This is a genomic window from Limnohabitans simekii (SeqCode), from assembly GCF_965234735.1.
Taxonomy (GTDB): domain Bacteria; phylum Pseudomonadota; class Gammaproteobacteria; order Burkholderiales; family Burkholderiaceae_C; genus Limnohabitans; species Limnohabitans simekii.
On record NZ_OZ248543.1, the window covers coordinates 119,495 to 145,766 of the forward strand.

Sequence of the window (26,272 nt, forward strand, 5' to 3'; positions counted from 1 at the left end):
TCATGCCCGGTCTGCCACCCGTTCACCCAACAAGCCAGAAGGACGCAAGGTCAGTATCAGAATCAACACCACAAACGCAAAAATATCGGCATAGTGGCTGCCCAACACACCGCCAGTCAGCTCGCCGATGTAGCCGGAGGCAATCGCCTCGATCAAGCCCAGCAGCAATCCACCCACCACCGCACCAGCCAAGTTGCCAATGCCGCCAAACACCGCGGCGGTGAATGCCTTCAACCCTGGCAAGAAACCCATGCCGTGCTGCACTGTGCCGTAGTTCGAGGCCCACATCACGCCTGCCAAGGCGGCCAACACAGCACCCATGATGAAGGTGGCTGAGATAACGGTATCGGGTTTGACGCCCATGAGTGTGGCCACGCTCGGGTTCTCAGCGGTGGCCCGCATCGCACGACCCAAACGCGTGCGGTGCACGACCCACATCAACACCGCCAAGGCCACGGCGGTCACCCCCAAAATCATCACCTGGGTTGGCGTGATGACCGCACCACCAAGGGCCAACGGCTCGCTGGGCAACAACGTGGGGTAAGCCTTGTGATTGGGTTTCCAAATCACCATGGCCAAGGTTTGCAACAAGATAGACACGCCAATGGCGGTGATGAGCGGCGCCAACTTGGGTGCGTTGCGCAACGGTCGGTAAGCGATTTTTTCGATGGCAAAGTTCAGCACCGCCGCCGCAACACAAGCCACCAACAAGGCCATGATCAGCATGGCCCAGCCCGGCAACCAAGGGGCCATGTCTTGCAAGATGCTGATCGTTGTCCAACTGACCAAGGCGCCCACCATCAGCACCTCACCATGCGCAAAATTGATCAGGTTGATGATGCCGTACACCATGGTGTAACCCAGCGCCAGCAAGGCATACATGCTGCCCAACACCAAGCCGTTGATGATTTGTTGCAGGAGGATGTCGATGGCAGTCTCCGAAAGGTGGGCGATTGTAGGCAAAAAAAAGCCCTCCGCTGGGGGAGGGCTTACACGAAGTTCAAGCTTGTTCAATCGTCTGCGTAGATGTCCACGTCTTTGGTTTCAGAGATGAACAAGGTGCCAATCACGAATGTGGCGCCAGCGATGATGATGGGATACCACAAGCCGTTGTACATATTGCCGGTTTGCGCCACGATGGCAAAGGCCATGGTGGGGAGCAAGCCACCAAACCAGCCATTGCCGATGTGATAAGGCAAAGACATGGAGGTGTAGCGAATGCGGGTGGGGAACATTTCAACCAGCATGGCAGCGATCGGGCCGTAAACCATGGTCACCAAGATCACCAAATACGTGAGGATCAAGGTCACCACCACCAAATTGATCTTGGCCGGGTCGGCTTTGACGGGATAACCGGCCGCTTTGAGTGTGGCACTCAAGTTGGCAGAAATCACAGCATCGCGGCTTTTCTTTTCATCCGACAAGTTTTTCATGGCGTCTTCGGCTTTCTTCACCGCTTTGGCGTCCACGGGCACGGCAGCTTTCAACTCATTGAGTTTTTGCTCGGCCACTGCTTTGGCGGCGGCCACATCGTCTGGTGTGACGATGGTGGAGATGACGGTGTCGCCAACTTTGATGACTGCAGGTGTGCCTGCAGGTGCGATTTCATTCGAGTAACTCACTGAACTGGCGGCCAACTTTTGCTTGGCGATGTCACAGGATGAGGTGAACTTGACCGTGCCCGTGGGGTTGAACTGGAAAGAACATTCAGCCGGATCAGCCACCACCACCACTTTGTTGGCTTGCTGGGCTGCATGCAAGTCAGGATTGGCCGCCTTGGTGAGTTGCTCAAAAACGGGGAAGTAGGTGAGCACCGCCAGCAAACAACCCAACATGATGATGGGCTTGCGGCCCACCTTGTCAGACAGGGCGCCGAAGATGATGAAGAAAGGTGTGCCAATGATCAATGAGGCCGCCACAAACAAGTTGGCGGTCGCACCATCGACTTTCAGGGCCTGGGTCAAGAAGAACAGCGCATAAAACTGTCCGGTGTACCAAACCACGGCTTGGCCAGCGGTCAGGCCAATCAAGGCCAAGATCACGATTTTCAGGTTTTTCCATTGGCCAAAGGATTCAGTCAATGGTGACTTGGAGGTTTTTCCTTCGGCTTTCATTTTCACGAAAGCGGGAGACTCGCTCATCGACAAGCGGATGTAGACAGACACACCAAGCAACACGATGGACAGCAAGAAAGGAATGCGCCAGCCCCAGGCTTCGAAGGCTTCTTCACCCAATGCGGTGCGGGTACCCAAAATCACCAACAGTGACAAGAACAAGCCCAGCGTGGCCGTGGTTTGAATCCAGGCGGTGTAAGCACCACGCTTGCCATGCGGCGCGTGTTCGGCCACATAGGTGGCGGCACCACCGTATTCCCCACCCATCGCCAATCCTTGCAGCAAGCGCAAGCCGATCAAGATGACTGGCGCAGCCACACCAATGCTGGCATAGGTAGGCAAGATGCCCACAATGAAAGTGGACAAGCCCATGATCAGGATGGTCACCAAGAAGGTGTATTTGCGACCAATCATGTCGCCCAAGCGGCCAAAGAAGATGGCCCCAAACGGACGCACGATGAAACCAGCAGCAAAGGCCAGGAGCGCAAAAATGAAAGCAGAACCTGCGTCCAAACCGCTGAAGAATTGCTTGGCGATGATGGCAGCCAATGAGCCGTACAGATAGAAGTCATACCACTCAAACACGGTGCCGAGTGAGGATGCAAAAATCACTTTTTTCTCTTGCGACGACATTGGTCGGTCTTCATGCACGATGGCCATGGGGGTCTCCTGGTGATGCCCGCCTGATGGGGGGTCTGGCGGCATTCTCTAGGCCTGTGCTTGCCGGCGACTGACTCTAAACTGAACCTTTTCTGACAATCCAAGGGCAAACCCGAATCCGGCATTTCACGATGCGAATTAAGGCCGCTTGCGCTCCAAGGTTTTGGGCAAATCCGAGCATTCATTCCAATGGCCAGCTTTGAACCATTCACCGCCTTGCAAGTAATCGCGCAGCATCGGCAAAGCATCTTGGCCCCAAAACAATTTGTCATCCACTGTGATGCTGGGCACGCCAAACACCCCCGCCTCAATCGCTGCTTGGGTGGCTTCGCGCAGCTGCGTTTTCACCAAGTCAGAATTCGGGTCGCGCGATGGGGCCAAACGCGCTTGCAAGGCGGCTTGACGTTGCGGGTCGGAGGCTTCTAAGCCTTCGCTCCAGACGTGTTCAAACAACTGCTGGCAGACAAATCGATTGGGTTGACCGTGTTCATCGCAAGCAGTGGCCAAACGCAACAGCCCCAGGGGGTTGAAGGGATGACTGGCTGGCATGCGCAAGGGACAGCCTTGCTGCTGCGCCAACCACAGCACCTGGCGGTAGGTCCACAGACGTTTGGCGGGAATTTCAGCAGGGCCCAATTGGCCATGGTGCTGCAACACCGCGCCAAACAAAATGGGTTGGTAACGCACTTGGTAGCTCAGCCCTTCCAAGGCGCGGGGCAAAGCATGAAACGCCAAGTAGGCGTAGGGGCTGATGAAGTCCACATAAAAAGTGAGTTGGTGCATGTTCAAACCCCAGCGCTGTGTTGATCAATCTGTGCGCCAATGCGTTGCCACACGATGTGTTGCTCGATTGGTGAATACACCGACCAGTTCGCAATCTCTTCCAAGCTGCGCAGACAGCCCCAGCACTCGTCAGCGTCGGTTTTCATGATGCAGACCGACATGCACGGCGATGCGCAAGGCTCGTTAGCGGCACCAGCTCGCACCTGTTGCCAGCGTTGGTGCAAACTGGGCCATGGCGTCATCATGCGGCGGCCACTTCCAAACGCAGCAAGGGCGCACCTTCGGTCACTTGATCGCCGGGCACAAACAACAACTCCGCCACGGTTCCGGCGGCAGGGGATGCCACGGTGTGCTCCATCTTCATGGCTTCCATCACGGCCAAAGCTTGCCCTGCTGTCACGTGGTCGCCCACCTTGACCGCAAATGACAGCAACTTGCCGGGCATGGGCGCGGACAAATTGCCGCCCGCTGCCGCGTTTTGCACCACATGGGCCAAAGGGTTCTGCCACAACAAACAACCACTGCCTGCATCGGCAAACACATGGAAGCTGTCTTCGGCGCGATAAACATGCGCTTGCCAACGCTGTGAGCCCCATTGCAACTGACACGCATTGCCATGCCATTCAACAGTCAAGCTGTGGATTTGTCCATTGATCTCCAATCTGGATGGGCCATGGCTTTGCGTGGTCAGCACCGCTTGTTGCTTGTCTTCGCCATGCTGAAAGTCAAAGCGACGCGTGTTGAGTCCTTGAAGGCACCAGCTGTCGCTGCGTGACCAAGGATCTTGCCAACCATGTGCGAATGTTTGTTCAGCCTTCAACAAGGCCGCAACAGAAGCCGCCAACAACAAGGCAGTCGGCAAACTTTGCTGATTGAAAAGAACGGCCTTCTCGCGCTCGATCAAAGCAGTGTCGAGTTGGGCCTGTGCGAAGGACTTGGACCGCAACACCTGGCGCACAAAGGCCACGTTGTTGGCCACGCCGACGATGTGCAACTGCGCCAAGGCTTGGTCCAAGCGGGTCAAGGCTTGGGCGCGGTTCTCGCCGTGCACGATCAGCTTGGCGATCATGGAGTCGTAATGCGGACTGATGTCGTCGCCCTCGCGCACGCCGCTGTCCAAACGCACATCACCGATGCTGAAACATTGCGCTGCAGCACTGCGCAAAACAGTCAAGTGACCCGTGGCCGGCAAGAAATCGTTGTCAGGCGACTCTGCGCAAATACGCGCTTCAATCGCGTGACCTTGCACTTTCACTTGGTCTTGCGTCAGCGGCAAGGGCTCACCCGCCGCGATACGCAATTGCCACTCCACCAAGTCCAATCCTGTCACCGCTTCAGTGACTGGATGCTCAACTTGCAAGCGGGTGTTCATTTCCATGAAGAAAAAATCCATGCCGCGATCAGACTGCTCGACGATGAACTCCACGGTACCTGCACCCACATAGTTGACCGCTTTGGCCGCAGCCACAGCCGCCGCACCCATGCGCTCGCGCAGTTCGTCACTCAAGCCCGGGGCTGGGGACTCTTCCAGTACTTTCTGGTGCCGACGTTGCACCGAGCAATCGCGCTCGTGCAAATGGATCAAATGGCCTTGGCGGTCACCAAAAACTTGAATTTCGATATGGCGGGGTCGCTGCACATATTTTTCAATCAGCACCGCTTCGTCACCAAAGCTGTTGCGGGCTTCGCGTTGGCAAGAGGCCAAGGCATCGGTGAAATCAGCAGCCTGGTGCACGATGCGCATGCCTTTGCCGCCACCGCCAGCACTGGCTTTGATCAGCACCGGAAAGCCAATGCGTTGCGCTTCTTGCGCCAGCATGGCGGGGTCTTGGTCGGCACCGTGGTAGCCGGGCACCAAGGGCACACCGGCTTTTTCCATCAGTTGTTTGGAGGCCGCCTTCAGCCCCATCGCTTGAATTGACGCAGATGAGGGGCCAATGAACACCAGACCGGCTTGAGCGCAGGCATTGGCGAAGTCGGCGTTCTCACTCAAAAACCCATAGCCCGGGTGAATCGCTTGCGCGCCGGTTTTCAACGCAGCTTCCAAGATGCGTTGCCATTGCAAATAGCTGTCTTGCGGCGCGTTGCCGCCAATGTGCACGGCTTCATCACAGGCCTGCACATGGGCGGCTTGTGCATCCGCATCTGAATAAACGGCCACCGTGCGCACACCCAGCCGTTTGGAGGTGGCAGCAACACGGCAGGCAATTTCGCCCCGGTTGGCAATCAGGATTTTGCTGAACATGTTCAGTATCGCTTGGCCACTTCTTCCAACATGACCTCCGTGGCACCGCCGCCAATGGCCAGCACACGGGCGTCCCGCCACAAGCGCTCGATCGGCGCTTCGCGCATATAGCCCATGCCACCCCAAAACTGCAAGCAGCCGCCCACCACTTCGTTCACCAATTCACCGGTCAGCGACTTCAGCATCGACACTTCTTGCACGATGTCGTGGTCTTGCGTGACAGACCAAGCACAGTGGTACATGAACTCGCGGGCAGCGCGGGTTTTGGCGTCCAGCATGGCGATGCGTTGGCGAATATGCTGCATCTCCCACAATGATTTCCCGAAGGCCTGGCGTTGCCGCACATAGTCCAGGGTCAGCGCGATGGCTTGTTGACAATGGCCAACCGCCATGGCGGCCAAAGCGATGCGTTCGGTTTGCAGGTTTTTCATCAAGGCGTAAAAACCTTTGTCTTGCTCGCCCAGCAAAGCCTCAGGCCCCAAGCGCACGTTGTCCAACACCAGTTCGGCCGTGTCTGAACACAACCAACCGGTTTTGTCCAAAGAGCGGCCAACGCTGAAACCAGGCGTGCCTTTTTCAACAATGAACATCGACATCTGGTGCTTGCCGGGGCCCGTTTTGGCAGCCACAAAATACAAGTTGGCATGCACGCCATTGGTGATGAAAATTTTGGTGCCGTTGAGCACCCAGTGGTCACCGTCTTTTTTCGCGGTGCTGCGCATGCCTGCCAAGTCGGAGCCCGCGCCTGGTTCGGTCATGGCAACCGCACAAATGGTGTCGCCTGCAATGATGCTGGGCATGTACTTGGCTTTTTGCGCCTTGGTGCCCGCATGGTGCAAATGCGGGCTGGCCATGTCGGTGTGCACCAGCACGCTGACGATAAAACCGGCAAACGTGGATTGCGACAAGGCCTCGGCGAACACCACATTGGTCAGGGCATCAGCTTCAGCACCGCCATATTCACTCTCAAACATCAGGCCAAAAAAGCCGGCATCGCCCATTTTTTTCAACACCTCGCGCGGCACCTTGCCGCTCTTTTCCCATTCCAGGCCATAGGGCTCCACCTCACGCTCAAGGAAGCGCTGCATTTGGTCGCGCAGGGTTTGGTGTTCGGGTAAGTGGTAGATGTGGTTCATGGTGACTTGACTCCATTTACATACGGAAGACACCGAATCGGGTGTCGGGAATCGGCGCATTCAAGGAGGCTGACAGCGCCAGCGCCAGCACCCGGCGGGTGTCGGCAGGATCGATCACGCCGTCGTCCCACAAACGGGCGCTGGCGTAATACGGATGGGATTGGTGGGCGAATTGATCGAGCAAAGGTTGCTTGAATTGGGCTTCTTCCTCAGCAGTCCAGGTGCCGCCTTTGGCTTCGATGCCATCACGGCGCACCGTGGCCAGAACACTGGCGGCTTGCTCGCCGCCCATGACGCAAATACGGGCGTTGGGCCACATCCACAAAAACCGCGGATTGAAAGCGCGGCCACACATGCCGTAGTTGCCCGCGCCATAACTGCCGCCAATGATGAAGGTGAATTTGGGCACTTGGGCACTGGCCACCGCCGTCACCATCTTGGCGCCATGCCGAGCAATGCCCTCGTTTTCATACTTGCGACCCACCATGAAGCCGGTGATGTTTTGCAAAAACACCAAGGGGATTTTGCGTTGGCAGCACAATTCGATGAAGTGCGCTCCTTTTTGCGCCGACTCGGAAAACAGCACGCCGTTGTTGGCGATGATGCCCACAGGCATGCCTTCCACGTGGGCGAAGCCACACACCAAGGAGCTGCCAAAACGCGGTTTGAATTCATGCAGCTCAGAGCCGTCCACCACCCGCGCAATGATTTCACGCACGTCATAGGGTTTGCGGGTGTCGGTGGGAATCACGCCATGCAACTCTTGCACGTCATACAACGGCGCACGGGCTTCTTGCACCGCCAATTGAATGTATTTTTGTCGGTTCAAGCGCGACACCGCTTCACGCGCCAGAGCAATCGCATGCGCATCGTTGTCGGCCAAATGGTCGGCCACGCCCGACAAACGGGTGTGCACATCGCCGCCGCCCAGATCTTCGGCGGACACAACTTCACCAATCGCAGCTTTCACCAAAGGTGGTCCGCCCAAGAAGATGGTGCCTTGGTTTTTCACGATGATGGTTTCATCGCTCATGGCAGGCACATAAGCACCGCCCGCCGTGCAGCTGCCCATGACCACCGCGATTTGAGCAATCCCCTGGGCGCTCATGTTGGCCTGGTTGTAGAAGATGCGGCCAAAGTGTTCTTTATCGGGAAACACATCGTCTTGGTTGGGCAGGTTGGCCCCGCCAGAGTCCACCAAGTAGATGCATGGCAACTGGTTTTGCTGCGCAATTTCTTGCGCCCGCAAATGTTTTTTCACCGTCATCGGGTAGTAAGTGCCGCCCTTGACTGTCGCGTCATTGCAAACAATGACGCAATCGACCCCACTGACGCGGCCAATGCCCGCGATCACACCGGCACAAGGCGCGTCGCCGTTGTACATGCCGTGCGCCGCCAATGGGCTGAACTCTAAGAATGGGGTGCCCGGGTCGAGCAACAAAGCCACCCTTTCACGCGGCGGCAATTTGCCGCGTGCGAGTTGTTTGGCGCGGGCCGCCTCTCCGCCGCCCAGCGCACTGGCCTGGATTTGCAAACGCAGGTCTTCAACCATGGCCTTCATGGCCAAAGCGTTGGCCTGAAAAGCAGCTGAGCGGGTGGAAAGTTGACTGGCCAGAACACTCATGGGCTTAGATCATTTCAATGGCCATGGCGGTGCCTTCGCCGCCACCAATACACAATGTGGCCAGGCCTTTTTTCAACCCCTTGGCTTTCAAGGCATGCATCAGGGTGACGATGATGCGGGCACCCGACGCACCGATGGGGTGACCCAAGGCACAAGCACCGCCATTGATGTTGACGATCTCGTGGGGCACTTTGAGTTCGTGCATCAAGGCCATGGGCACAACAGCGAAGGCTTCGTTGACTTCCCACAAATCCACATCACCAACTTTCCAACCCGCGCGGGCCAAAGCCTGCTGGGTGGCGCCCACAGGTGCCGTGGTGAACCACTCGGGCTCTTGTGCAAAAGTGGCGTGGCTCACAATGCGTGCCAAGGGGGTACAGCCTAATTTCTTAGCCGTGCTTTCACGCATCATCACCAAGGCAGCTGCTCCGTCGTTGATGGAGGAGCTTGAAGCCGCTGTGATGGTGCCGTCTTTTTTGAAGGCGGGGCGCAAACTGGTGACTTTGTCGAGCTTGACCTTGCCAGGACCTTCGTCGATGCTGACCACACGGTCGCCCGCACGTTCTTTGACGGAGACGGGCGTGATTTCAGCGGCAAAGGCGCCTGATGCAGTAGCGGCCTTGGCACGCTCTACGCTGGCCATGGCGAACTTGTCTTGGGCTTCGCGGGTGAAGTTGTATTTGGCAGCGCAGTCTTCGCCAAAAGTACCCATCGAACGACCCGCTTCGTAGGCATCTTCCAAACCATCAAGCATCATGTGGTCGTAAATTTTGTCATGGCCCATGCGGTAACCGCCGCGGCCTTTGAGCATCAGATAAGGCGCGTTGGTCATGCTTTCCATGCCGCCTGCAATCAACACCTCTTGCGTGCCCGAAGCCAGGATGTCGTGCGCAAACATGGCGGCACGCATGCCGGAGCCGCACATCTTGGACAAGGTGACGGCACCGGCGCTTTTGGGCAAACCACCTTTGAACGCCGCCTGACGCGCAGGCGCCTGGCCTTGACCAGCCATCAAACAATTGCCAAACAACACCTCGGTGATGGCATCAGGTGACAAGCCAGCACGCTGCACAGCAGCGGCAATGGCAGCACCGCCCAAGTCGTGCGCGGCAAGCGCGGAAAAATCACCTTGAAAACTGCCCATGGGGGTCCGGGCGGCACTGACGATCACGATGGCATCTGACATCTCTGTCTCCTTTATCAATCGGGGGAATAGGTAAGGCGTTGAACGGCAAAGCGTTTATCAGCCTCATAGGGGAACACATCGTGGACATGTCCTTGGCTGATTTTCTCTTTGTGACCTTGCCAGAAACTTGCGTCCAGCAAGTCGCTGTGGTGCTTCATGAAGACCGATCGCACAGCTGGATTGCCCAGTAGGAAGGGGCCAAATGTCTCAGGAAATACGTCGCGCGGCCCCACGTGGTACCAAATCTCGCCCGACATTTCGTCTTCTTCGTTGCGGGGTGCGGGCACCTTGCGGAAATTGCAGTCGGTGATGTATTCAATCTCGTCATAGTCATAAAACACCACTTTGCCATGACGCGTCACACCAAAGTTTTTCCACAGCATGTCGCCCGGAAAAATATTGGCCGCCACCAAGTCTTTGATGGCGTTGCCGTACTCCAGCACGGCCCGCTCCATTTGGCTTTGTGCTCTTGGGTTGTCCAAGCCCGCATCAAAGGCTTCTTGCAAATAGATGTTCAATGGGATCATGCGTCGCTCTATATAGGCGTGCTTGATGACAACTTCTTGTCGACCCGTATCAGGATGGACGCTGATTTCAATTTGACTGGGTGCAAATTTTTGAATCTCAGCAATCAGCTCGTCTTCAAAGCGCTCACGTGGAAACGCCACATTGCTGTACTCCAAGGTGTCGGCCATGCGACCCACCCGGTCGTGCTGCTTCACCAACAAGTACTTGCCCTGTATTTGCTCGCGGGTCGTGTCTTTTTGCGGCGGGTAAAAGTCTTTGATGACCTTGAACACATAAGGAAACGAGGGTTGATCAAACACCAACATCACCATGCCTTTGATGCCAGGCGCAATGCGAAATTTGTCGGTGCTGTGGCGTTGGTGGTAGAGCAAGTCCCGGTAGAACAAGGTTTTTCCTTGCTTGGCCAATCCAAGAGCGTTGTAGATTTCCGCTCGTGGCTTGCGCGGCATCATGCTGCGCAGAAACTGCACATAAGCCGACGGAATGTCCATGTCCACCAAGAAGTACGCACGGGCAAAGCTGAACAGCATCAGCATGTCGTCTTCGCCAAACAAAGCGGCGTCAATCACCAACCGACCTTTTGGGCTGTGCAAGAGTGGCAACGCGAAAGGAATTTCTTGAAAACCATTGATCACCTTGCCAACGATATAGGCACCCTTGTTTCTGAAAAACAAGTTGGACAACACCTGCACTTGGAAATTCGCTCGCAGTTTGGTGTTTTCCAGGCGACCTTGCACATTGCGCAGCACGTCAGCAGCATCACGCTCCAAGTCCTCAAACGGGCAGTCCAATTTGAAGTGCTGAATCATCTTGACGATGACCATGTGCAGGTCTTGACCGGCTGGGTACCAGGCCTTGTAGGTAGGCTGGGCGTCGGCTTCGTCGTTCTCGATGTACTCGGTGCTGACCGCAGGTCTGACAAAAATAAATTCGTTTTGAAAATAACTGCGGTCTAAGATTTTGGTGGTGACTGAATTGAAAAAGGTTTCGGCCAATTCTGGTTGAAAGTGATCCACCAGCAAACCGATGTAATGCAGCTTGACCTGCTGCCATATTTCCATCGGCTGGTTTTCTGCTTGAAACTCGGTTTCCAAGCGAGCTGAGCACTCCTTGACACGCAAGTCATAAAACTCAATCCGCTCTCGTTGCGCACGCTGTTGACCATGCCAGTCTTGCTGTTCAAAGCGTTGTTTGGCCTGGGCTGACTCTCTTCGGAACAACTCGTAGTGGCGGTTGAACCCGTCCATCATGGCTTTGGCAATGCCATAGGCCACGGTGGAATCAAGTCGTTGAGGGAACATGGTTTAGACCTTGTTCAAGTGCCGCGTGGATAGCGTTTGAAGGCGGCGCGAAACACATTCACCACTTCGTCAGAATGGCTCATGGTCACATTCAAGTCTTTCACCAGGCCATCGTTCAAGCCATAAACCCAACCGTGCACGCTGATTTTTTGACCGCGTGACCAAGCGTCTTGCATCACATTGGACAAAGCCACGTTACCCACTTGTTCAATCACGTTCATCTCGCACAGCACGGCTTCCATCTCGAGCTGAGGCAAATGGTTCAACCGTTGGCGATGCCGCAAATGCACGTCAGACACATGGCGCAACCAGTTGTCGGCCAAGCCGATTCGGGTGCCACGTGCCGCAGCCAACACACCACCACAGCCGTAATGCCCCACCACCATGATGTGCTCAACCTTGAGAGCGTCGACGGCGTATTGAATGACCGACAAGGCATTCAAATCCGAGTGCACCACCACGTTGGCCACGTTGCGATGGACAAACACCTCGCCAGGGTCCAAGCCAATGATTTCGTTGGCCGGTACGCGACTGTCCGAGCAACCAATCCATAAATATTTGGGCGATTGCTGGCGGGCTAATTTCTCAAAAAATCCGGGTCGCTCTTGAACCATCCGCTGCGCCCAAGACCGGTTATTTTCAAACAAGGCTGTCAAATTGTTGCTCATGTATCAATCTTTTCTCTGAACGTGCTTGACCATCAGTTGCCTGGCCTCGCGTTCGTGTTGTTTCACTTCGTCTAAATTGGCTTGGATTTCTTGCATTTGCAATTCCAATTGCTTGCGATGTTCGGTGAGCACCGTGATGAATTTTTGCAACTGCGGCACGGTGTCACGTGGGCTGTCATACATGTCGATGATGTCCTTGGCCTCGGTCAAAGACAAGCCCAATCGCTTGGCTCGCAAGGTCAGGCGCAACCTGGCCCGTTCACGCGCACTGTAGATCCGGTTGCGCCCACCGGGCCCATGGCGCTCCGGGCGCAGCAGGCCCATGTCCTCGTAAAAACGAATGGCGCGGGTGGTGAGATCGAACTCTTTGGCGAGGTCGCGGATCGTGAATTGGGTCGCCATGTGGACAGTGTAGTCAAGTTGACGTTTACGTAAACGTTAATTATCAAGCAAAATCATGTCCATGAACCTCCTCGAACAAGAACTGCACTACCCCCTAGGGAATACCCTAGTCACGGTGGGTCAAGCCCTGGAAGTTGCCGAAGAGGTGCACTGGATACGCATGGCCCTGCCCTTTGCCTTGGACCACATCAACCTGTGGTTGCTGAAGGACCGCATTGATGGCGTTGAGGACTGGACCATTGTCGATTGCTGTTTGGACAACCCGCAAGCCCGAAGTCAGTGGGCCGAGGTGTTCGCCAGCAGTTTGCAAGGCTTGCCCGTATTGCGCGTGGTGGTCACCCACATGCACCCTGATCACCTGGGCTTGGCCCATTGGCTCTGCGCCCATTGGCAAGTGCCTTTGTGGATCAGTGCCACCGACTACCACACCGCTAAAAATTTGATCGCCATCATGCCCACGCACGACGGCCAACAAGCCATTGGGTTTTTCAAGTCGCATGGCCTGGAAGATGAATCAGTACATGACGCACTGCGAGACCGCACCTTGCAATTCGGCCACATGGTGCCAGCTTTGCCTCGCCAATTTGTGCGCTTGTACGACGGCTTGAAGTTGCACATTGGCGGCAGGACTTGGCACTGCATCAGTGGCTATGGCCACGCGCCAGAGCACATCGCCTTGCACTGCCCATCGATCAACACCTTGATCAGTGGCGACATGGTCTTGCCGCGCATCTCCAGCAACATCAGCGTGTACGACAGCGAGCCAGAAGCCAATCCCTTGCAAATGTTTTTGGATTCATTGAACAAGTTCGCCCACCTGCCCGCTGATTGCTTGGTCTTGCCCTCGCATGGCAAGCCCTTCACTGGATTGCATCAACGCATCACCCAACTCAAACACCACCATGCTGAACGGCTGGAGGACATCATGAGCGCGTGTCCACCGACGGGCTTGACCGCCAATGATGTGCTGCCGGTGTTGTTCAAACGCGAGATGGACGCGCACCAAATCACCTTTGCCCTGGGCGAGTCCTTGGCGCATTTGCATTGCTTGTGGTTTGCGGGCGACCTGACCAGGCAGCTTCGGCCTGATGGGGTCTACAGCTTCAAGCCCAGCGTGGCAACAATTCGTCCTTGAGTTGCGCACGCCGCTTTGCATAGTCGGGCACGACGGTGCGTACCGTGTCCCAAAACAGCGGACTGTGGTTCATCACCCGCAAATGGCTCAACTCGTGCACCACCACATAGTCGATGATGTCTTGCTTGAAATGAATCAAGCGCCAGTTCAAGCGTATGGAACCATCGGCACTGGCTGTGCCCCAGCGGGTGTTGGCATTGCTGAGCGAGAGTTTTTTCCACGTCACACCCAAACTGGGCGCAAACTGGTTCAGGCGTTGCGTGAAGTTTTCTTTGGCTTGAAGCATCAACCAAGCCTGCACCGCATCGCGGATTTGCGGCTGACTGGCCGTCTGCGCCACTGCGACATGCAACACTGCTTGTGTCAAACCGGTTTGCGCATCGGTATCCATACGCAAGGCCGCACCTCGGTTGCTGAATGCATGGCTGGCATCGAAACGCAACACCACATCAGCGCCCAAGAAGGGCAACACCGCACCATCGCGCCATTGGATGATGGTGGACTGCATTTGCTGTTGGCGCTCTTGCATCTCTTGCAACTTGCGCACAATCCATTCGGCCTTTTCCAGCAACACGGCCTCGACCGCGCCAACACTGACCCAGCGCGGCGCCCGCACATCCAAGCCATCGGGGCCAACCGACATGCCGATCGTGCTGCGCTTGCCGCGTTTTAAACAGTAAGCCACGGAGCTGTCGCCCAAATGAATAGAACGGTTGGCACGGGGATGCTCAAAATGCGCCGCAGTCATCACCTCCGACAAAGGCAGAACCGGTTTGTGGTCCTCCAACGCCAGTGGGGGCAAGCTCGTGGGTTTGGGGTCGAGCCAATCCAAGGCGAGTTGCACAAAGCCTTTCATCTGGACCCTGCGCGGTAAGCATCGGGGTCCAAGCGGTGCATCTCGGTTTCGATCCATTGCTCGACTTGCTGCATCAATTCTTCAGGCTCACGACCCAGGCTTTCAATCGGCGGGCCAATGGACACAGTAACCACCCCAGGATGTTTGACAAAGGCTTTGCGTGGCCAACACACAGCTGAATTGACCGCAATCGGCACCACCGGCACACCAGCGTCGATGGCCAAGCGTGTACCGCCTGATTTGTACTGACCGGCTTGACCGCGCGGAATCCGGGTGCCTTCTGGGAACATGATGACCCAAACACCACGCTGCAACAAATCACGACCTTGCTGCGCCACTTTGTGAAAGGCTTGCTTGCGCAGGCTGCGGTCGATGTGGATCATGTCCAAGCGACCAATCGCCCAACCAAAAAACGGCACATAAAGCAATTCTTTTTTGAACACATAGGCCAGGTCGCGCGGCATGATGACCGGCATCAAAAAAGTTTCATAGGTGGACTGGTGCTTGACCAACAAGACCGCGGGCTTGTTCTCGGTGGGCAAATGTTCTTCGCCTTCGACGACATAGCGGATGCCCAAAATATGTTTGGCCCCAGCGATGGACAGCCACAACCAAAACCGGGCCATTCGGTATAGACGATGACCCTTCACGCCGAGCAAAGCTGCCGTGAGCAAATAAATGGCCACGGGCACCACGGTGACCAGCATCCACAACAAATGCAACACCGACCGCAATGCAGCCATCAGTGCACACCCGCAGAGGTTTCGGTGTTGAGCAGCCAATCGGCAAAGGCATTCAAATCGGCATGCACATGGGTGCCTGCTGGGAAATGTTCGGGCAATGCATTGTCGATCAAACCCTCGCTTTTGCCAGTGCGCACCAAATGGGTTTGGCAACCGACAGCTGCCGCCGCTTGTGCATCCCGCAAGGTGTCCCCCACCGCATGCACGTCAGGCAAATCCACACCAAATCGGTCGCCAATTTGCTCGAACAAACCCGACAGGGGTTTGCGGCATTGGCAATGGTCATCGGGAGTATGCGGGCAGTAAAAAATCGCATCCACCCGTCCGCCGGCTTTGGCCAAAACCTTGTTCAGTTTGTCGTGGATCTGGTTCAGAGTGGCCACGTCAAACAAACCACGCCCCAAGCCCGACTGGTTGGTGGCAATCACCGTGTGCCATCCCGCATGGTTCAAGCGGGCGATGGCATCTATGGCACCGGGCAAGGCTTTCCACTCGTCCGGTGATTTCACATAGTCGTCACTGTCGTGGTTGATCGTGCCGTCACGGTCAAGGATGATGAGTTTGCTGTTCATGGCATCAGGCCGCCAAGCAAGACAAATCCGCCACGCGGTTCATCGCCAGGTTCAAGCTCTTGAGCAAGCCTTGGCGGTTCAAGCGCAAGTCCATGGCCTCGGCGTTCACCATCACATCGTCAAAAAACGCATCCACCGGTGCACGCAAAGCGGCCAGGCTCTGTAACGAAGCGGTGTAGTTACCAGCATCAAACTGCGCCAAGGCTTGCGGGGCGATCTTTTGCATGGCGGCATACAAGGCCTTTTCTGCGTCTTCTTGCAACAAGGCTTCGTTCACATGCGCATCCACTTCTGGTGCTTTTTTCAAGATGTTGGCAATGCGTTTGTTGGCCGCTGCCAAGGCTTGGCTTTCAGGCAAAGCGGCGAATTGACGCACCGCTTCCAAGCGTGGATGTACCTCATCCAAGTGACCAGGGCGCAAAGCCAAAACGGCTTCAACCTCTTGAGCGCTGAAGCCTTGCTCGCGCAAACTGCCGGACAAACGGTCGTGAATGAAATCCAACAAGGCCACACTTGGGTCGGCGATGCGCGAACCAAATACCGCCACCGACAACTGAATGACTTGCTTCAAATCCAGGCGCACTTGGCCAGCGCTCAACATCCGTACCACACCGAGAGCGTGGCGGCGCAATGCGAAAGGATCACGGTCGCCGGTAGGCAGGTTGCCAATGCCAAACATGCCCACCAGGGTTTCGAGTTTGTCGGCCAAGGCCACCACCACGCCAATGATGTTGCGTGGCAACTCATCGCCCGCAAAGCGTGGTTTGTAATGGTCTTCAATGGCTTGGGCGACTTCTTCGGGCAAACCATCGTGGCGGGCATAGTAAGCGCCCATGATGCCTTGCAATTCTGGGAACTCACCCACCATGTCGGTCAATAAATCGGTTTTGGCCAACTGAGCCACTGTGTCCACAGCGTGCAAAAAACCTTGGTCTTGGGCTTGGGGCAGCAGGTCGGCCAAGCTTTTGGCGATGGCACGGACACGCTCGGCGCGTTCGCCTTGGGTGCCTAATTTGTTGTGATAAACCACCTTACCCAAACCTTCCACACGCGAAGCGAGCGTTTTTTTACGGTCTTGGTCATAGAAAAATTTCGCATCGGCCAAACGCGGGCGCACCACCCGCTCGTTGCCGCCAATCACGGCTGATGCGTCATCTGGCGAAATATTGCTGACCACCAAAAACTGGTTGGTCAATTTGCCAGAAGCATCAAGCAGCGGAAAGTATTTTTGGTTCGCCTTCATCGTGAGGATCAGGCATTCTTGCGGCACGTCGAGGAACTCTTTTTCAAAACTGCACACCAAGACATTGGGGCGCTCCACCAAGGCCGTCACTTCCTGCACCAAGGCGTTCTCAAGCAAGCGGTTTTCTACCTCCGTGTCATTCAAGCCTTGCAGTCCATGGACCACTTCCAACTCGGCATGACATTGATTGGCCTTGGCACGCAGCTGGCGAATCATGTCGCGGCTGCGTTCTTCGCAGTTGGCAATCACCGCGCCGTCCTGGGCCAAACGTTCGGCGTAGTCATTGGCATGTTGGAACACCACCTTGTCCAGCTTGGCCTCAAATCGATGCCCTTGAGTGCTGTTACCCGCCGTCAAGCCCAAGGCTTTGACGCCCAGGACTTGGCTGCCATGCATCACCACCAAGCTGTGGGCAGGTCGCACAAATTTCACACTGCTCCAACCCGGCAGTTCGCAATCGGCTTCCAACTGGTAGCTCATCACTTTAGGAATGGGCAACTTGGCGATGGTGTCATCCAAGGCGGCTTGGACACCGGTAGTGAGGTGCACACCTTTGACCAGGCTGTCATAGAACAGCGCCTCTGCTTTGCCATCTGGTGCGCGTTTGAGTTGAGCCACAGCGTCAGGACCCAGCCCCAAACCTTGCAATTTTTTCAACAGGGCTGGGGTGGCTTGTCCTTCGGCGTTCAGACCCACACTGACCGGCATGAGTTTTTGCTGGACTTGTTTGTCAGCTGCTTCGCTTTTCACTTGGGATATGTGGGCGGCCAATCGGCGTGGTGACGCATAAGCTGTCACCACGGCGTCTTCGCCGGTCAAGCCTTGTGCTTTCAAACAGGCCATCAAGCCTTCGGCAAATGCATTGCCAAGTTTGTTCAGCGCCTTGGGCGGCAACTCTTCAACGAAGAGTTCAATCAAGAGGGCATCAGTGCGCATGGTCAAGCCGCTTTCTGGGGCATCTGGGCCACCCATTCACGCGGTGCCATGGGAAAGCCCAAGCGCTCACGGCTGTCGTAATAACTTTGCGCCACAGCACGCGCCAGGTTGCGGATGCGACCAATATAGGCTGCTCGTTCGGTGACGCTGATGGCACCACGTGCGTCCAACAGGTTGAAAGTATGGGCCGCTTTCAGGACTTGCTCGTAAGCCGGCAAGGCCAGCTGCTGCGCCATCAAATGCTGGGCTTGCTTTTCATGAGCTGCAAACGCGGTGAACAAAAAGTCAGCGTCGCTGTGCTCGAAGTTGTAGGTGGACTGCTCTACCTCGTTTTGCTTGTAGACATCGCCATAACTCAGACCATCAGTCCAAGTGAGGTTGTAAACGTTGTCCACGCCTTGCAAGTACATGGCCAATCGTTCGAGGCCATAGGTGATTTCGCCGGTGATGGGTTGGCAGTCAATACCGCCGACCTGCTGGAAATAAGTGAACTGGGTGACTTCCATGCCATTGAGCCAAACTTCCCAGCCCAGGCCCCAGGCGCCCAAGGTGGGGTTCTCCCAATCGTCTTCCACAAATCGGATGTCGTTTTTCTTCAAATCAAAACCCAACGCCTCGAGCGAGCCCAGGTACAAGTCCAATATATTGCTGGGCGCAGGTTTCAACACAACTTGGTATTGATAGTAGTGCTGCAAGCGGTTGGGGTTCTCGCCATAGCGGCCATCTTTAGGACGACGGCTGGGTTGCACATAAGCGGCCTTCCATGGTTCTGGGCCAAGAGCTCGTAAAAAAGTCGCCGTGTGCGAAGTGCCTGCCCCTACTTCCATGTCAATGGGTTGAAGCAGGGCACAACCTTGTTGAGCCCAGTAATTTTGCAACTGCAGAATGATTTGTTGGAAGGTCAGCATTTTTTCATTTTACGTTTGCGGCTGCTAACAATTCATTGGCTTTTTGATTCTTTTTAGATTGTCGAATCAGCCATGCCAACAGGGCCAAGCACAGCAACCACAAGGGCTTCAAACCCCAATGCCCTGCCCAATAAGCAAAAGGCGTGATCGCTTTGTCGATGCTGGCCACCTCGCCCGTCAAGACACCTCGGGTGAACGGCTCTAATTGGTGGGTGATTTCACCCTGCGCATTGATGATGGCAGTACCCCCTGAATTGGTGGCACGAATACTAGGTCGATCGAACTCCAAACTGCGCATGCGGGCAATATTCAAATGCTGAGGAATCACCACCGTGTCACCAAACCAATCGATGTTGCTGATGTTCACCAAGATACTTGGCACATTTTCGCGTCCTTGCACAAATCTTTTGGCAAGTTCTTCACCAAAGACATCCTCGTAGCAAATATTCACAGAAATCTTGTGTTGCTGCCAATCAAAGGGAGCGGCGGCGGCTGAACCACGCGTAAAGTCTGTCATGCCTAAAGACATCATTTGCGTGAACCACTTGAACATATAAGGCGTGAATTCACCGAAAGGCACCAAGTGGAATTTGTTATAGATGTAAGGCGTTGTTTGAAGCCCAATTGCCACGGCTGAGTTGGCATAGCCTGCATCATTGCGCGTTAGCATGCCCATGATGGCGATTTGCTGAGATCCGGTAAATTTCCGCTGAAGAGTTTGCCAATAATTTTCAGGTAAATCTTTTTGCAAATAAGGCAGTGCTGTTTCTGGCAAAACCGTGATCTGTGCTTGGCTATTCAAACTTTGCTCTTTGTACCATTGCAGGGCTAGTTCACGACCACTGTTGAATTTCAGGTTCTGCGGTATGTTGCCTTGCAACAAGGCCACGCTGACGTTTGTTTTTTCATGCTCGGTTTGGCGATGAATTGGTATCATCAAAGTCATGACCAGCATTGCAGCAATGATTTTTCGACGAGGACTTTTCAGGGTGAATTCGACCAGATACGCGGCCAAAAAGACAGCCACAAATCCAATCCCATAAACACCGACCCAAGGCGCCGCCATGGACAGATAACTGTTGATTTGCGCATAACCAACAGCCGCCCATGGAAATCCAGTGAACCACTGAGCACGTGCCATCTCCGCCATGGTCCAGCAGGCTGCCAACAACAATGCTTTTTGCCCTGGTCTCAAGACATCTTGGTATTTGGCATAGATGATCAGTGCAACCACGTAATAAAGCGCCAACCCGCTACACAATAAAAGAATAGCCGCTATTGAAATGATTGCTGGTAGATTGCCGTGCTCGTGCAATGCAATATGCAGCCACCAAACACTGCCGATCAACCAAGAGGTGCTGTACAACCAAGCAAATTGAAATTTGGCTGTGCTCTGATTCAACACCCTGATGGCGAAAGCCATTCCAACGATTTGCAAGGCTGCAGAGTATGCATCATTGAATAACGCACTCAATGCGACAGCCTGAAAGAGGCCTAGTCCTATGGCCCAACTTAGAAATCGTATCTTTTCATGCAACTTCAAATTCCTGATGAGTCTTCAAGGCAACCTAAACTCTCGCTCAAAAGCTTTGCATACATTGAGATATTTTGCTTTTTAACAATCACGCCTACATGCCTGATTTTTTGACGCGATACCATTTAACAACACCCGCTTTACTGTGCATGACCTCGAACCTTAACCCTGACATGTCTTTGTATTCGCCTCTCTGAGGCACATGTCCCATTTCATGTGCAATCAACCCGCCTATCGTGTCGAAACTTTCTTCATCGACCTGGCTTGGTAGATTGATTGCGAATGCCTCGTTTATTTTTTCTATTGGCGTGTGACCAGCCACCCTGAAACTCTTGTCAACCAAGCTGTATATATCGCCTTGATCGGTTTCGGTGTCAAATTCATCCTCTATCTCACCAACAATTTCTTCCAGTACATCTTCAAATGTCACAAGGCCTGCAATTCGACCAAACTCATCAATCACCATCGCCATGTGATTTCTGTTGCGCTTGAAGTCTCTCAGTAAATCTGTCAAATTTTTACTTTCAGGAACAAATACAGCTGTTCTTAAAAGTATTTTGATGTTCAATTCAGGTGCTCGTTGCAACTTAAGCAAATCCTTGGCCATCAACACGCCCAGAATGTTGTCCTTGTCATTTTCATAAACAGGGTATCGAGAATGGCCGATTTGAATTACTTTTTCAAGCAATTGATCCATGCTCATTGCTATATCGAGCATATCCATTCGAGGTGCTGGCACCATGATGTCCCCAGCACACATGTCGCTGATGTTGAGGACACCTTCAAGCATGACTCGACTTTCATGCCCAATGATTTGACCGTTTTCTGCTGTTTCAATCAGCTCTATCAATTCTTCTTTGGACTGTAGCCCTGCAAAAATATTTTGAATGGTCTTGAACCATCGTCCATGTACAGAAGTTTTGCTTTTAGGTTTTGCAGGTTCAGGCACGTGTTTTTTTCAATATAAACTTATGATTAGACATAACATCTGTTTTCTCAGCCATCATCATTTTAACCGTCATGTTGCCATCGGGTTTTCGTTTTTTTGAGCGTGGCTGGCTCTCTTCAAATTCTCTGCTGATTCACGACACGGAACAAGCCGTGTTATTTGATTCGGGATATGTTACCCATGCCAGTCAGTTGTTGGCACTGCTTCAGCTTTCTTTGAACACGCAACCCCTTGATGCAGTCATCAACACACATTTGCACAGCGACCATTGTGGCGGAAACCACGCGCTTCAAACGAATTTCGAGCATCTCCATATCCATGTTCCAGGTACACAATTTAAAGATGCTCTTGATTGGTCTGATTCGTCACTCACCTACGATGCTACAGGTCAATCTTGTCCTCGATTCACACCCACCATGTCTTTACAGACAGATGCAGTCTTGAGGATTTGCCACACCGAATGGCAAGTATTTTCTTCTCCAGGTCATGACAATGATTCCCTTATTTTTTTTGAACCTCACTTTGGCATATTGATTTCAGCTGATGCATTATGGGAGAGGGGTCTGGGTGTCATCTTTCCGGAATTTTTAGGCGGCGTTGGATTTGAAAATGTTGCAAAAACCTATGATTTGATTGAATCACTGAAGCCAAAATTGATCATCCCGGGACACGGTCCTGTCTTTACTGATTGCAGCAAGGCTTTATCCGATGGTCGCCGAAAACTTGCTGCCTACAGTGCATCTCCCCTGATGCACGCAACCTATTCGGCCAAAGTATTGATCAAATTTAAAATGATGGAGCTGCAAACAGTTTCTGTCAGTGATTTCACGGCTTGGTGTTTAAGTTCGCCATTGTTGATATTGATTCACCATCACTTTTTTTCACATCAAGAAATAAAGACTTGGCTTCAAGAATTATTTCTCGAGTTGTCTTCACGAGGCGCCATGGTGATTTCACAAGACACATTTCAGAATCAATAAGCCATTTAGTTGCTCGTTCTGGTCTTGGTGTTCTATTTATTTACACGACTAAGTTCTATTTAATCTAAAACCTCTCTACAAAACAAAAAGCCCAACTCTTTTGAGTTGGGCTTTCTGAGGCTGTAATAGCCTGACAATGTCCTACTTTCACACGGGGATCCGCACTATCATCGGCGCTGACGCGTTTCACTGTCCTGTTCGGGATGGGAAGGAGTGGTACCACGTCGCTATGGTCATCAGGCATAACTTGTTCTCGTCGTGACAAGGTCAGGACAAGTAATTTATAGAGCGAATCAGCTTTTATTTTGAATGCGTCACTTGGCATAACAACCTTGAACATTGCTGTATCAAAGTTATAGGGTCAAGCCGCACGAGCAATTAGTATCAGTTAGCTTAACGCATTACTGCGCTTCCACACCTGACCTATCAACGTCCTGGTCTTGAACGACTCTTTAGGGGGCTCAAGGCCCCGGCAGATCTCATCTTGAAACGAGTTTCCCGCTTAGATGCTTTCAGCGGTTATCTCTTCCACACTTAGCTACTCGGCAATGCCACTGGCGTGACAACCGATACACCAGAGGTGTGTCCACTCCGGTCCTCTCGTACTAGGAGCAGGCTTCCTCAAATCTGCAGCGCCCACGGAAGATAGGGACCAAACTGTCTCACGACGTTTTAAACCCAGCTCACGTACCTCTTTAAATGGCGAACAGCCATACCCTTGGGACCGGCTACAGCCCCAGGATGAGATGAGCCGACATCGAGGTGCCAAACACCGCCGTCGATATGAACTCTTGGGCGGTATCAGCCTGTTATCCCCAGAGTACCTTTTATCCGTTGAGCGATGGCCCTTCCATACAGAACCACCGGATCACTATGTCCTACTTTCGTATCTGCTCGACTTGTCAGTCTCGCAGTTAAGCACGCTTATGCCATTGCACTATTAGCACGATGTCCGACCGTACCTAGCGTACCTTCGAACTCCTCCGTTACGCTTTGGGAGGAGACCGCCCCAGTCAAACTGCCTACCATGCACTGTCCCTGATCCGGATAACGGACCTAGGTTAGAACCTCAAACACACCAGGGTGGTATTTCAACGTTGGCTCCACAAGATCTAGCGACCCTGCTTCAAAGCCTCCCACCTATCCTACACAGATCTGTTCAAAGTCCAATACAAAGCTACAGTAAAGGTTCATGGGGTCTTTCCGTCTTTCCGCGGGGAGATTGCATCATCACAAACATTTCAACTTCGCTGAGTCTCTGGAGGAGACAGTGTGGCCATCGTTACGCCATTCGTGCAGGTCGGAACTTACCCGACAAGGAATTTCGCTACCTTAGGACCGTTATAGTTACGGCCGCCGTTTACTGGGACTTCAATCAAGAGCTTGCACCCCATCATTTAATCTTCCAGCACCGGGCAGGCGTCACACCCTATACGTCGACTTTCGTCTTAGCAGAGTGCTGTGTTTTTAATAAACAGTCGCAGCCACCGATTTTTTGCAACCTCATTGGGCTCCCCAAGTCAATGGTTCACCTACTAAAGGCACACCTTCTTCCGAAGTTACGGTGTCAATTTGCCGAGTTCCTTCTCCAGAGTTCTCTCAAGCGCCTTAGAATACTCATCTCGCGCACCAGTGTCGGTTTGCGGTACGGTCGTGTGTAGCTGAAGCTTAGTGGCTTTTCCTGGAAGCAGGGTATCACTCACTTCGGAAGCAAGCTTCCTCGTTATCACCCCTCATCTAAGCCCGGCGGATTTACCTACCAGGCACGACTACAGGCTTGAACAGACACATCCAACAGTCTGCTGAGCTAACCTTCTCCGTCCCCACATCGCACTACACATCGGTACAGGAATATTGACCTGTTTCCCATCAACTACGCATCTCTGCCTCGCCTTAGGGGCCGACTCACTCTACGCCGATGAACGTTGCGTAGAAAACCTTGCGCTTACGGCGAGCGGGCTTTTCACCCGCTTTAACGCTACTCATGTCAGCATTCGCACTTCTGATACCTCCAGCATCCTTTACAAGACACCTTCACAGGCTTACAGAACGCTCTCCTACCACTTGCAATAAATTGCAAATCCGCAGCTTCGGTAACTGGCTTAGCCCCGTTACATCTTCCGCGCAGGACGACTCGATCAGTGAGCTATTACGCTTTCTTTAAATGATGGCTGCTTCTAAGCCAACATCCTGACTGTTTTAGCCTTCCCACTTCGTTTCCCACTTAGCCCGTTTTAGGGACCTTAGCTGGCGGTCTGGGTTGTTTCCCTCTTGTGTCCGGACGTTAGCACCCGGTGCACTGTCTCCCACGCTGTACTCTTCGGTATTCGGAGTTTGCCTTGGTTTGGTAAGTCGCCATGACCCCCTAGCCAAAACAGTGCTCTACCCCCGAAGGTAATACGTGAGGCACTACCTAAATAGTTTTCGGAGAGAACCAGCTATTTCCAAGTTTGTTTAGCCTTTCACCCCTATCCACAGCTCATCCGCTAATTTTGCAACATTAGTCGGTTCGGACCTCCAGTACCTGTTACGGCACCTTCATCCTGGCCATGGATAGATCACTTGGTTTCGGGTCTACACCCAGCGACTGAACGCCCTATTCGGACTCGATTTCTCTACGGCTTCCCTACTCGGTTAACCTTGCCACTGAATGTAAGTCGCTGACCCATTATACAAAAGGTACGCAGTCACCCTTGCGGGCTCCTACTTTTTGTAAGCATGCGGTTTCAGGATCTATTTCACTCCCCTCCCGGGGTTCTTTTCGCCTTTCCCTCACGGTACTAGTTCACTATCGGTCAATGATGAGTATTTAGCCTTGGAGGATGGTCCCCCCATATTCAGACAGGATTACACGTGTCCCGCCCTACTTGTCGTTAGCTCAGTACCACACAGGTCTTTTCACGTACGGGACTATCACCCGCTATGGTCGACTTTTCCAAATCGTTCCGTTAAGTCTTGTGCTATCACTAACAGGCTTCTCCGATTTCGCTCGCCACTACTTTCGGAATCTCGGTTGATGTCTTTTCCTCGAGCTACTGAGATGTTTCAGTTCACCCGGTTCGCCTCCAGCAGCTATGTATTCACTGCAGGATTACCTTTCGGTAAGGTTTCCCCATTCAGAAATCTCCGGATCAAAGCTTATTTGCCAGCTCCCCGAAGCTTATCGCAGGCTATCACGTCTTTCGTCGCCTATCATTGCCAAGGCATCCACCACATGCTCTTAGTCACTTGACCCTATAACTTTGATATTTCTTTCGAAACACCAGCGTTATCTACAAGGACTTCTTTGACAGGTCTCTCACCTGTCGCGTTATGCCGTAATTTGAGCTTTCGCTCGTATTACATTTGAATTTCAAACCAAATTGAATATTCATGTGACGCAATCAAAAAATTGTTGTTAACGGCACGGTCTGCACTAAACCTTTACGAATGTACAGTTTCCGTTAACAACGCTGATTCGACTCTATAAATTTTTAAAGAACAGCCGAGTTGAACGATAGATATCGATCAACATCAAAACACCCTTGATTTAAAGATGCTTTGATGTTGAATTGGTGGAGGATGACGGGATCGAACCGACGACCCCCTGCTTGCAAAGCAGGTGCTCTCCCAGCTGAGCTAATCCCCCGGTAATCGATACAAACCAAACAATATTGATTTGTAAATTGCTAGAAGAATGGTGGGTCTGGTTGGTCTCGAACCAACGACCCCTGCGTTATCAACACAGTGCTCTAACCAACTGAGCTACAGACCCAAGCCGGCGCTATTG

The 26,272-nt window shown here is 53.4% G+C and carries 20 protein-coding genes, 2 tRNA genes and 2 rRNA genes; 2 read left to right on the plus strand and 22 right to left on the minus strand.

The annotated features are described in order from the left end of the window. From AC8GFP_RS09395 to AC8GFP_RS09445, 11 genes are all read right to left on the minus strand, one after another. Complete coding sequence (locus AC8GFP_RS09395) at positions 1 to 930, minus strand: branched-chain amino acid ABC transporter permease (protein WP_506612962.1); 930 nt, start codon at positions 928 to 930, stop codon at positions 1 to 3. An 80-nt stretch (positions 931 to 1,010) separates the two neighbouring features. Beyond that, positions 1,011 to 2,774 (minus strand): MFS transporter, encoded by a 1,764-nt coding sequence (locus AC8GFP_RS09400; RefSeq protein WP_506612550.1) that lies wholly within the window; start codon positions 2,772 to 2,774, stop codon positions 1,011 to 1,013. A 138-nt stretch (positions 2,775 to 2,912) separates the two neighbouring features. Further along, positions 2,913 to 3,557 (minus strand): 2-hydroxychromene-2-carboxylate isomerase, encoded by a 645-nt coding sequence (locus tag AC8GFP_RS09405; protein WP_506612552.1) that lies wholly within the window; start codon positions 3,555 to 3,557, stop codon positions 2,913 to 2,915. Positions 3,558 to 3,559: 2 nt separating this feature from the next. Then, positions 3,560 to 3,802: a DUF1289 domain-containing protein gene (locus AC8GFP_RS09410; protein WP_506612554.1), complete on the minus strand. Its 243-nt coding sequence runs from the start codon at positions 3,800 to 3,802 to the stop codon at positions 3,560 to 3,562. Then, complete coding sequence (locus AC8GFP_RS09415; RefSeq protein ID WP_506612556.1) at positions 3,799 to 5,802, minus strand: acetyl/propionyl/methylcrotonyl-CoA carboxylase subunit alpha; 2,004 nt, start codon at positions 5,800 to 5,802, stop codon at positions 3,799 to 3,801. Before AC8GFP_RS09415 ends, AC8GFP_RS09410 begins: the two co-directional genes overlap by 4 nt. Before the next feature lie 2 nt (positions 5,803 to 5,804). Then, positions 5,805 to 6,938 carry an acyl-CoA dehydrogenase family protein gene (locus AC8GFP_RS09420; protein ID WP_506612558.1) on the minus strand — a complete coding sequence of 378 codons (1,134 nt, stop codon included), beginning with the start codon at positions 6,936 to 6,938 and terminating at the stop codon, positions 5,805 to 5,807. Positions 6,939 to 6,954: 16 nt separating this feature from the next. Continuing rightward, complete coding sequence (locus tag AC8GFP_RS09425) at positions 6,955 to 8,562, minus strand: carboxyl transferase domain-containing protein (RefSeq protein ID WP_506612560.1); 1,608 nt, start codon at positions 8,560 to 8,562, stop codon at positions 6,955 to 6,957. A 4-nt stretch (positions 8,563 to 8,566) separates the two neighbouring features. Then, on the minus strand, positions 8,567 to 9,748 hold the full coding sequence (locus AC8GFP_RS09430; RefSeq protein ID WP_506612562.1) for an acetyl-CoA C-acyltransferase: 1,182 nt from the start codon (positions 9,746 to 9,748) through the stop codon (positions 8,567 to 8,569). A gap of 14 nt (positions 9,749 to 9,762) precedes the next feature. Beyond that, on the minus strand, positions 9,763 to 11,577 hold the full coding sequence (gene aceK, locus AC8GFP_RS09435) for a bifunctional isocitrate dehydrogenase kinase/phosphatase (protein ID WP_506612564.1): 1,815 nt from the start codon (positions 11,575 to 11,577) through the stop codon (positions 9,763 to 9,765). 14 nt (positions 11,578 to 11,591) lie between these two features. Then, positions 11,592 to 12,245, minus strand: coding sequence for a carbonate dehydratase (can, locus tag AC8GFP_RS09440; protein ID WP_506612566.1), 654 nt, complete (start codon positions 12,243 to 12,245; stop codon positions 11,592 to 11,594). Between the two features lie 3 nt (positions 12,246 to 12,248). Beyond that, on the minus strand, positions 12,249 to 12,647 hold the full coding sequence (locus tag AC8GFP_RS09445) for a MerR family transcriptional regulator (protein WP_506612568.1): 399 nt from the start codon (positions 12,645 to 12,647) through the stop codon (positions 12,249 to 12,251). Between the two features lie 61 nt (positions 12,648 to 12,708). Here AC8GFP_RS09445 and AC8GFP_RS09450 point away from each other — a divergent pair, with 61 nt between their 5' ends. Further along, positions 12,709 to 13,782 carry an MBL fold metallo-hydrolase gene (locus AC8GFP_RS09450; RefSeq protein ID WP_506612964.1) on the plus strand — a complete coding sequence of 358 codons (1,074 nt, stop codon included), beginning with the start codon at positions 12,709 to 12,711 and terminating at the stop codon, positions 13,780 to 13,782. On the opposite strand, the gene AC8GFP_RS09455 is transcribed toward AC8GFP_RS09450, so the two are convergent. The 7 genes from AC8GFP_RS09455 to AC8GFP_RS09485 all read right to left on the minus strand — a co-directional run bounded on the left by AC8GFP_RS09455 (position 13,751) and on the right by AC8GFP_RS09485 (position 21,523). Beyond that, positions 13,751 to 14,638 carry a M48 family metallopeptidase gene (locus AC8GFP_RS09455; RefSeq protein WP_506612570.1) on the minus strand — a complete coding sequence of 296 codons (888 nt, stop codon included), beginning with the start codon at positions 14,636 to 14,638 and terminating at the stop codon, positions 13,751 to 13,753. The two genes, AC8GFP_RS09450 and AC8GFP_RS09455, sit on opposite strands and share 32 nt — an antisense overlap. Next, entirely contained in the window at positions 14,635 to 15,381 is a 747-nt protein-coding gene (locus AC8GFP_RS09460) for a lysophospholipid acyltransferase family protein (RefSeq protein ID WP_506612571.1), read from the minus strand. The genes AC8GFP_RS09455 and AC8GFP_RS09460 overlap by 4 nt, the downstream gene beginning before the upstream one ends. Beyond that, positions 15,381 to 15,953 (minus strand): D-glycero-beta-D-manno-heptose 1,7-bisphosphate 7-phosphatase, encoded by a 573-nt coding sequence (gene gmhB, locus AC8GFP_RS09465; protein ID WP_506612573.1) that lies wholly within the window; start codon positions 15,951 to 15,953, stop codon positions 15,381 to 15,383. The genes AC8GFP_RS09460 and gmhB overlap by 1 nt, the downstream gene beginning before the upstream one ends. 4 nt (positions 15,954 to 15,957) lie before the next feature. After that, positions 15,958 to 18,132 (minus strand): glycine--tRNA ligase subunit beta, encoded by a 2,175-nt coding sequence (gene glyS / locus AC8GFP_RS09470; RefSeq protein WP_506612575.1) that lies wholly within the window; start codon positions 18,130 to 18,132, stop codon positions 15,958 to 15,960. Between the two features lie 2 nt (positions 18,133 to 18,134). After that, positions 18,135 to 19,040 (minus strand): glycine--tRNA ligase subunit alpha, encoded by a 906-nt coding sequence (glyQ, locus tag AC8GFP_RS09475; RefSeq protein WP_506612577.1) that lies wholly within the window; start codon positions 19,038 to 19,040, stop codon positions 18,135 to 18,137. A 4-nt stretch (positions 19,041 to 19,044) separates the two neighbouring features. Continuing rightward, a complete protein-coding gene (gene lnt / locus AC8GFP_RS09480; protein WP_506612579.1) occupies positions 19,045 to 20,577 on the minus strand; it encodes an apolipoprotein N-acyltransferase in 1,533 nt (510 codons plus the stop codon). Positions 20,578 to 20,668: 91 nt separating this feature from the next. Continuing rightward, complete coding sequence (locus tag AC8GFP_RS09485) at positions 20,669 to 21,523, minus strand: CorC family transporter (RefSeq protein ID WP_506612581.1); 855 nt, start codon at positions 21,521 to 21,523, stop codon at positions 20,669 to 20,671. Positions 21,524 to 21,594: 71 nt separating this feature from the next. Between AC8GFP_RS09485 and AC8GFP_RS09490 the strand changes: the two genes are divergently transcribed. After that, positions 21,595 to 22,503, plus strand: coding sequence for an MBL fold metallo-hydrolase (locus tag AC8GFP_RS09490; RefSeq protein WP_506612583.1), 909 nt, complete (start codon positions 21,595 to 21,597; stop codon positions 22,501 to 22,503). Between the two features lie 128 nt (positions 22,504 to 22,631). Here the strand turns inward: AC8GFP_RS09490 and rrf are convergent. From rrf to AC8GFP_RS09510, 4 genes are all read right to left on the minus strand, one after another. Next, positions 22,632 to 22,744: ribosomal RNA gene (gene rrf, locus AC8GFP_RS09495) — 5S ribosomal RNA — on the minus strand. A gap of 116 nt (positions 22,745 to 22,860) precedes the next feature. After that, a 23S ribosomal RNA gene (locus AC8GFP_RS09500) occupies positions 22,861 to 25,737 on the minus strand. 318 nt (positions 25,738 to 26,055) lie between these two features. Further along, positions 26,056 to 26,131: transfer RNA gene (locus AC8GFP_RS09505), tRNA-Ala, on the minus strand. 49 nt (positions 26,132 to 26,180) lie between these two features. Beyond that, positions 26,181 to 26,257 (minus strand) — tRNA-Ile (locus AC8GFP_RS09510). Between the last annotated feature and the right edge of the window lie 15 nt (positions 26,258 to 26,272).

Excerpts from the sequence above, each read along its gene's own strand:
- AC8GFP_RS09400 (WP_506612550.1), bottom strand. The coding sequence starts at position 2,774 with ATGGCCATCGTGCATGAAGACCGACCAATGTCGTCGCAAGAGAAAAAA.
- AC8GFP_RS09405 (WP_506612552.1), bottom strand. The coding sequence starts at position 3,557 with ATGCACCAACTCACTTTTTATGTGGACTTCATCAGCCCCTACGCCTAC.
- AC8GFP_RS09410 (WP_506612554.1), bottom strand. The coding sequence starts at position 3,802 with ATGATGACGCCATGGCCCAGTTTGCACCAACGCTGGCAACAGGTGCGA.
- AC8GFP_RS09415 (WP_506612556.1), bottom strand. The coding sequence starts at position 5,802 with ATGTTCAGCAAAATCCTGATTGCCAACCGGGGCGAAATTGCCTGCCGT.
- AC8GFP_RS09420 (WP_506612558.1), bottom strand. The coding sequence starts at position 6,938 with ATGAACCACATCTACCACTTACCCGAACACCAAACCCTGCGCGACCAA.
- AC8GFP_RS09425 (WP_506612560.1), bottom strand. The coding sequence starts at position 8,562 with ATGAGTGTTCTGGCCAGTCAACTTTCCACCCGCTCAGCTGCTTTTCAG.
- AC8GFP_RS09430 (WP_506612562.1), bottom strand. The coding sequence starts at position 9,748 with ATGTCAGATGCCATCGTGATCGTCAGTGCCGCCCGGACCCCCATGGGC.
- aceK (WP_506612564.1), bottom strand. The coding sequence starts at position 11,577 with ATGTTCCCTCAACGACTTGATTCCACCGTGGCCTATGGCATTGCCAAA.
- can (WP_506612566.1), bottom strand. The coding sequence starts at position 12,245 with ATGAGCAACAATTTGACAGCCTTGTTTGAAAATAACCGGTCTTGGGCG.
- AC8GFP_RS09445 (WP_506612568.1), bottom strand. The coding sequence starts at position 12,647 with ATGGCGACCCAATTCACGATCCGCGACCTCGCCAAAGAGTTCGATCTC.
- AC8GFP_RS09450 (WP_506612964.1), top strand. The coding sequence starts at position 12,709 with ATGAACCTCCTCGAACAAGAACTGCACTACCCCCTAGGGAATACCCTA.
- AC8GFP_RS09455 (WP_506612570.1), bottom strand. The coding sequence starts at position 14,638 with ATGAAAGGCTTTGTGCAACTCGCCTTGGATTGGCTCGACCCCAAACCC.
- AC8GFP_RS09460 (WP_506612571.1), bottom strand. The coding sequence starts at position 15,381 with ATGGCTGCATTGCGGTCGGTGTTGCATTTGTTGTGGATGCTGGTCACC.
- gmhB (WP_506612573.1), bottom strand. The coding sequence starts at position 15,953 with ATGAACAGCAAACTCATCATCCTTGACCGTGACGGCACGATCAACCAC.
- glyS (WP_506612575.1), bottom strand. The coding sequence starts at position 18,132 with ATGCGCACTGATGCCCTCTTGATTGAACTCTTCGTTGAAGAGTTGCCG.
- glyQ (WP_506612577.1), bottom strand. The coding sequence starts at position 19,040 with ATGCTGACCTTCCAACAAATCATTCTGCAGTTGCAAAATTACTGGGCT.
- AC8GFP_RS09490 (WP_506612583.1), top strand. The coding sequence starts at position 21,595 with ATGTTGCCATCGGGTTTTCGTTTTTTTGAGCGTGGCTGGCTCTCTTCA.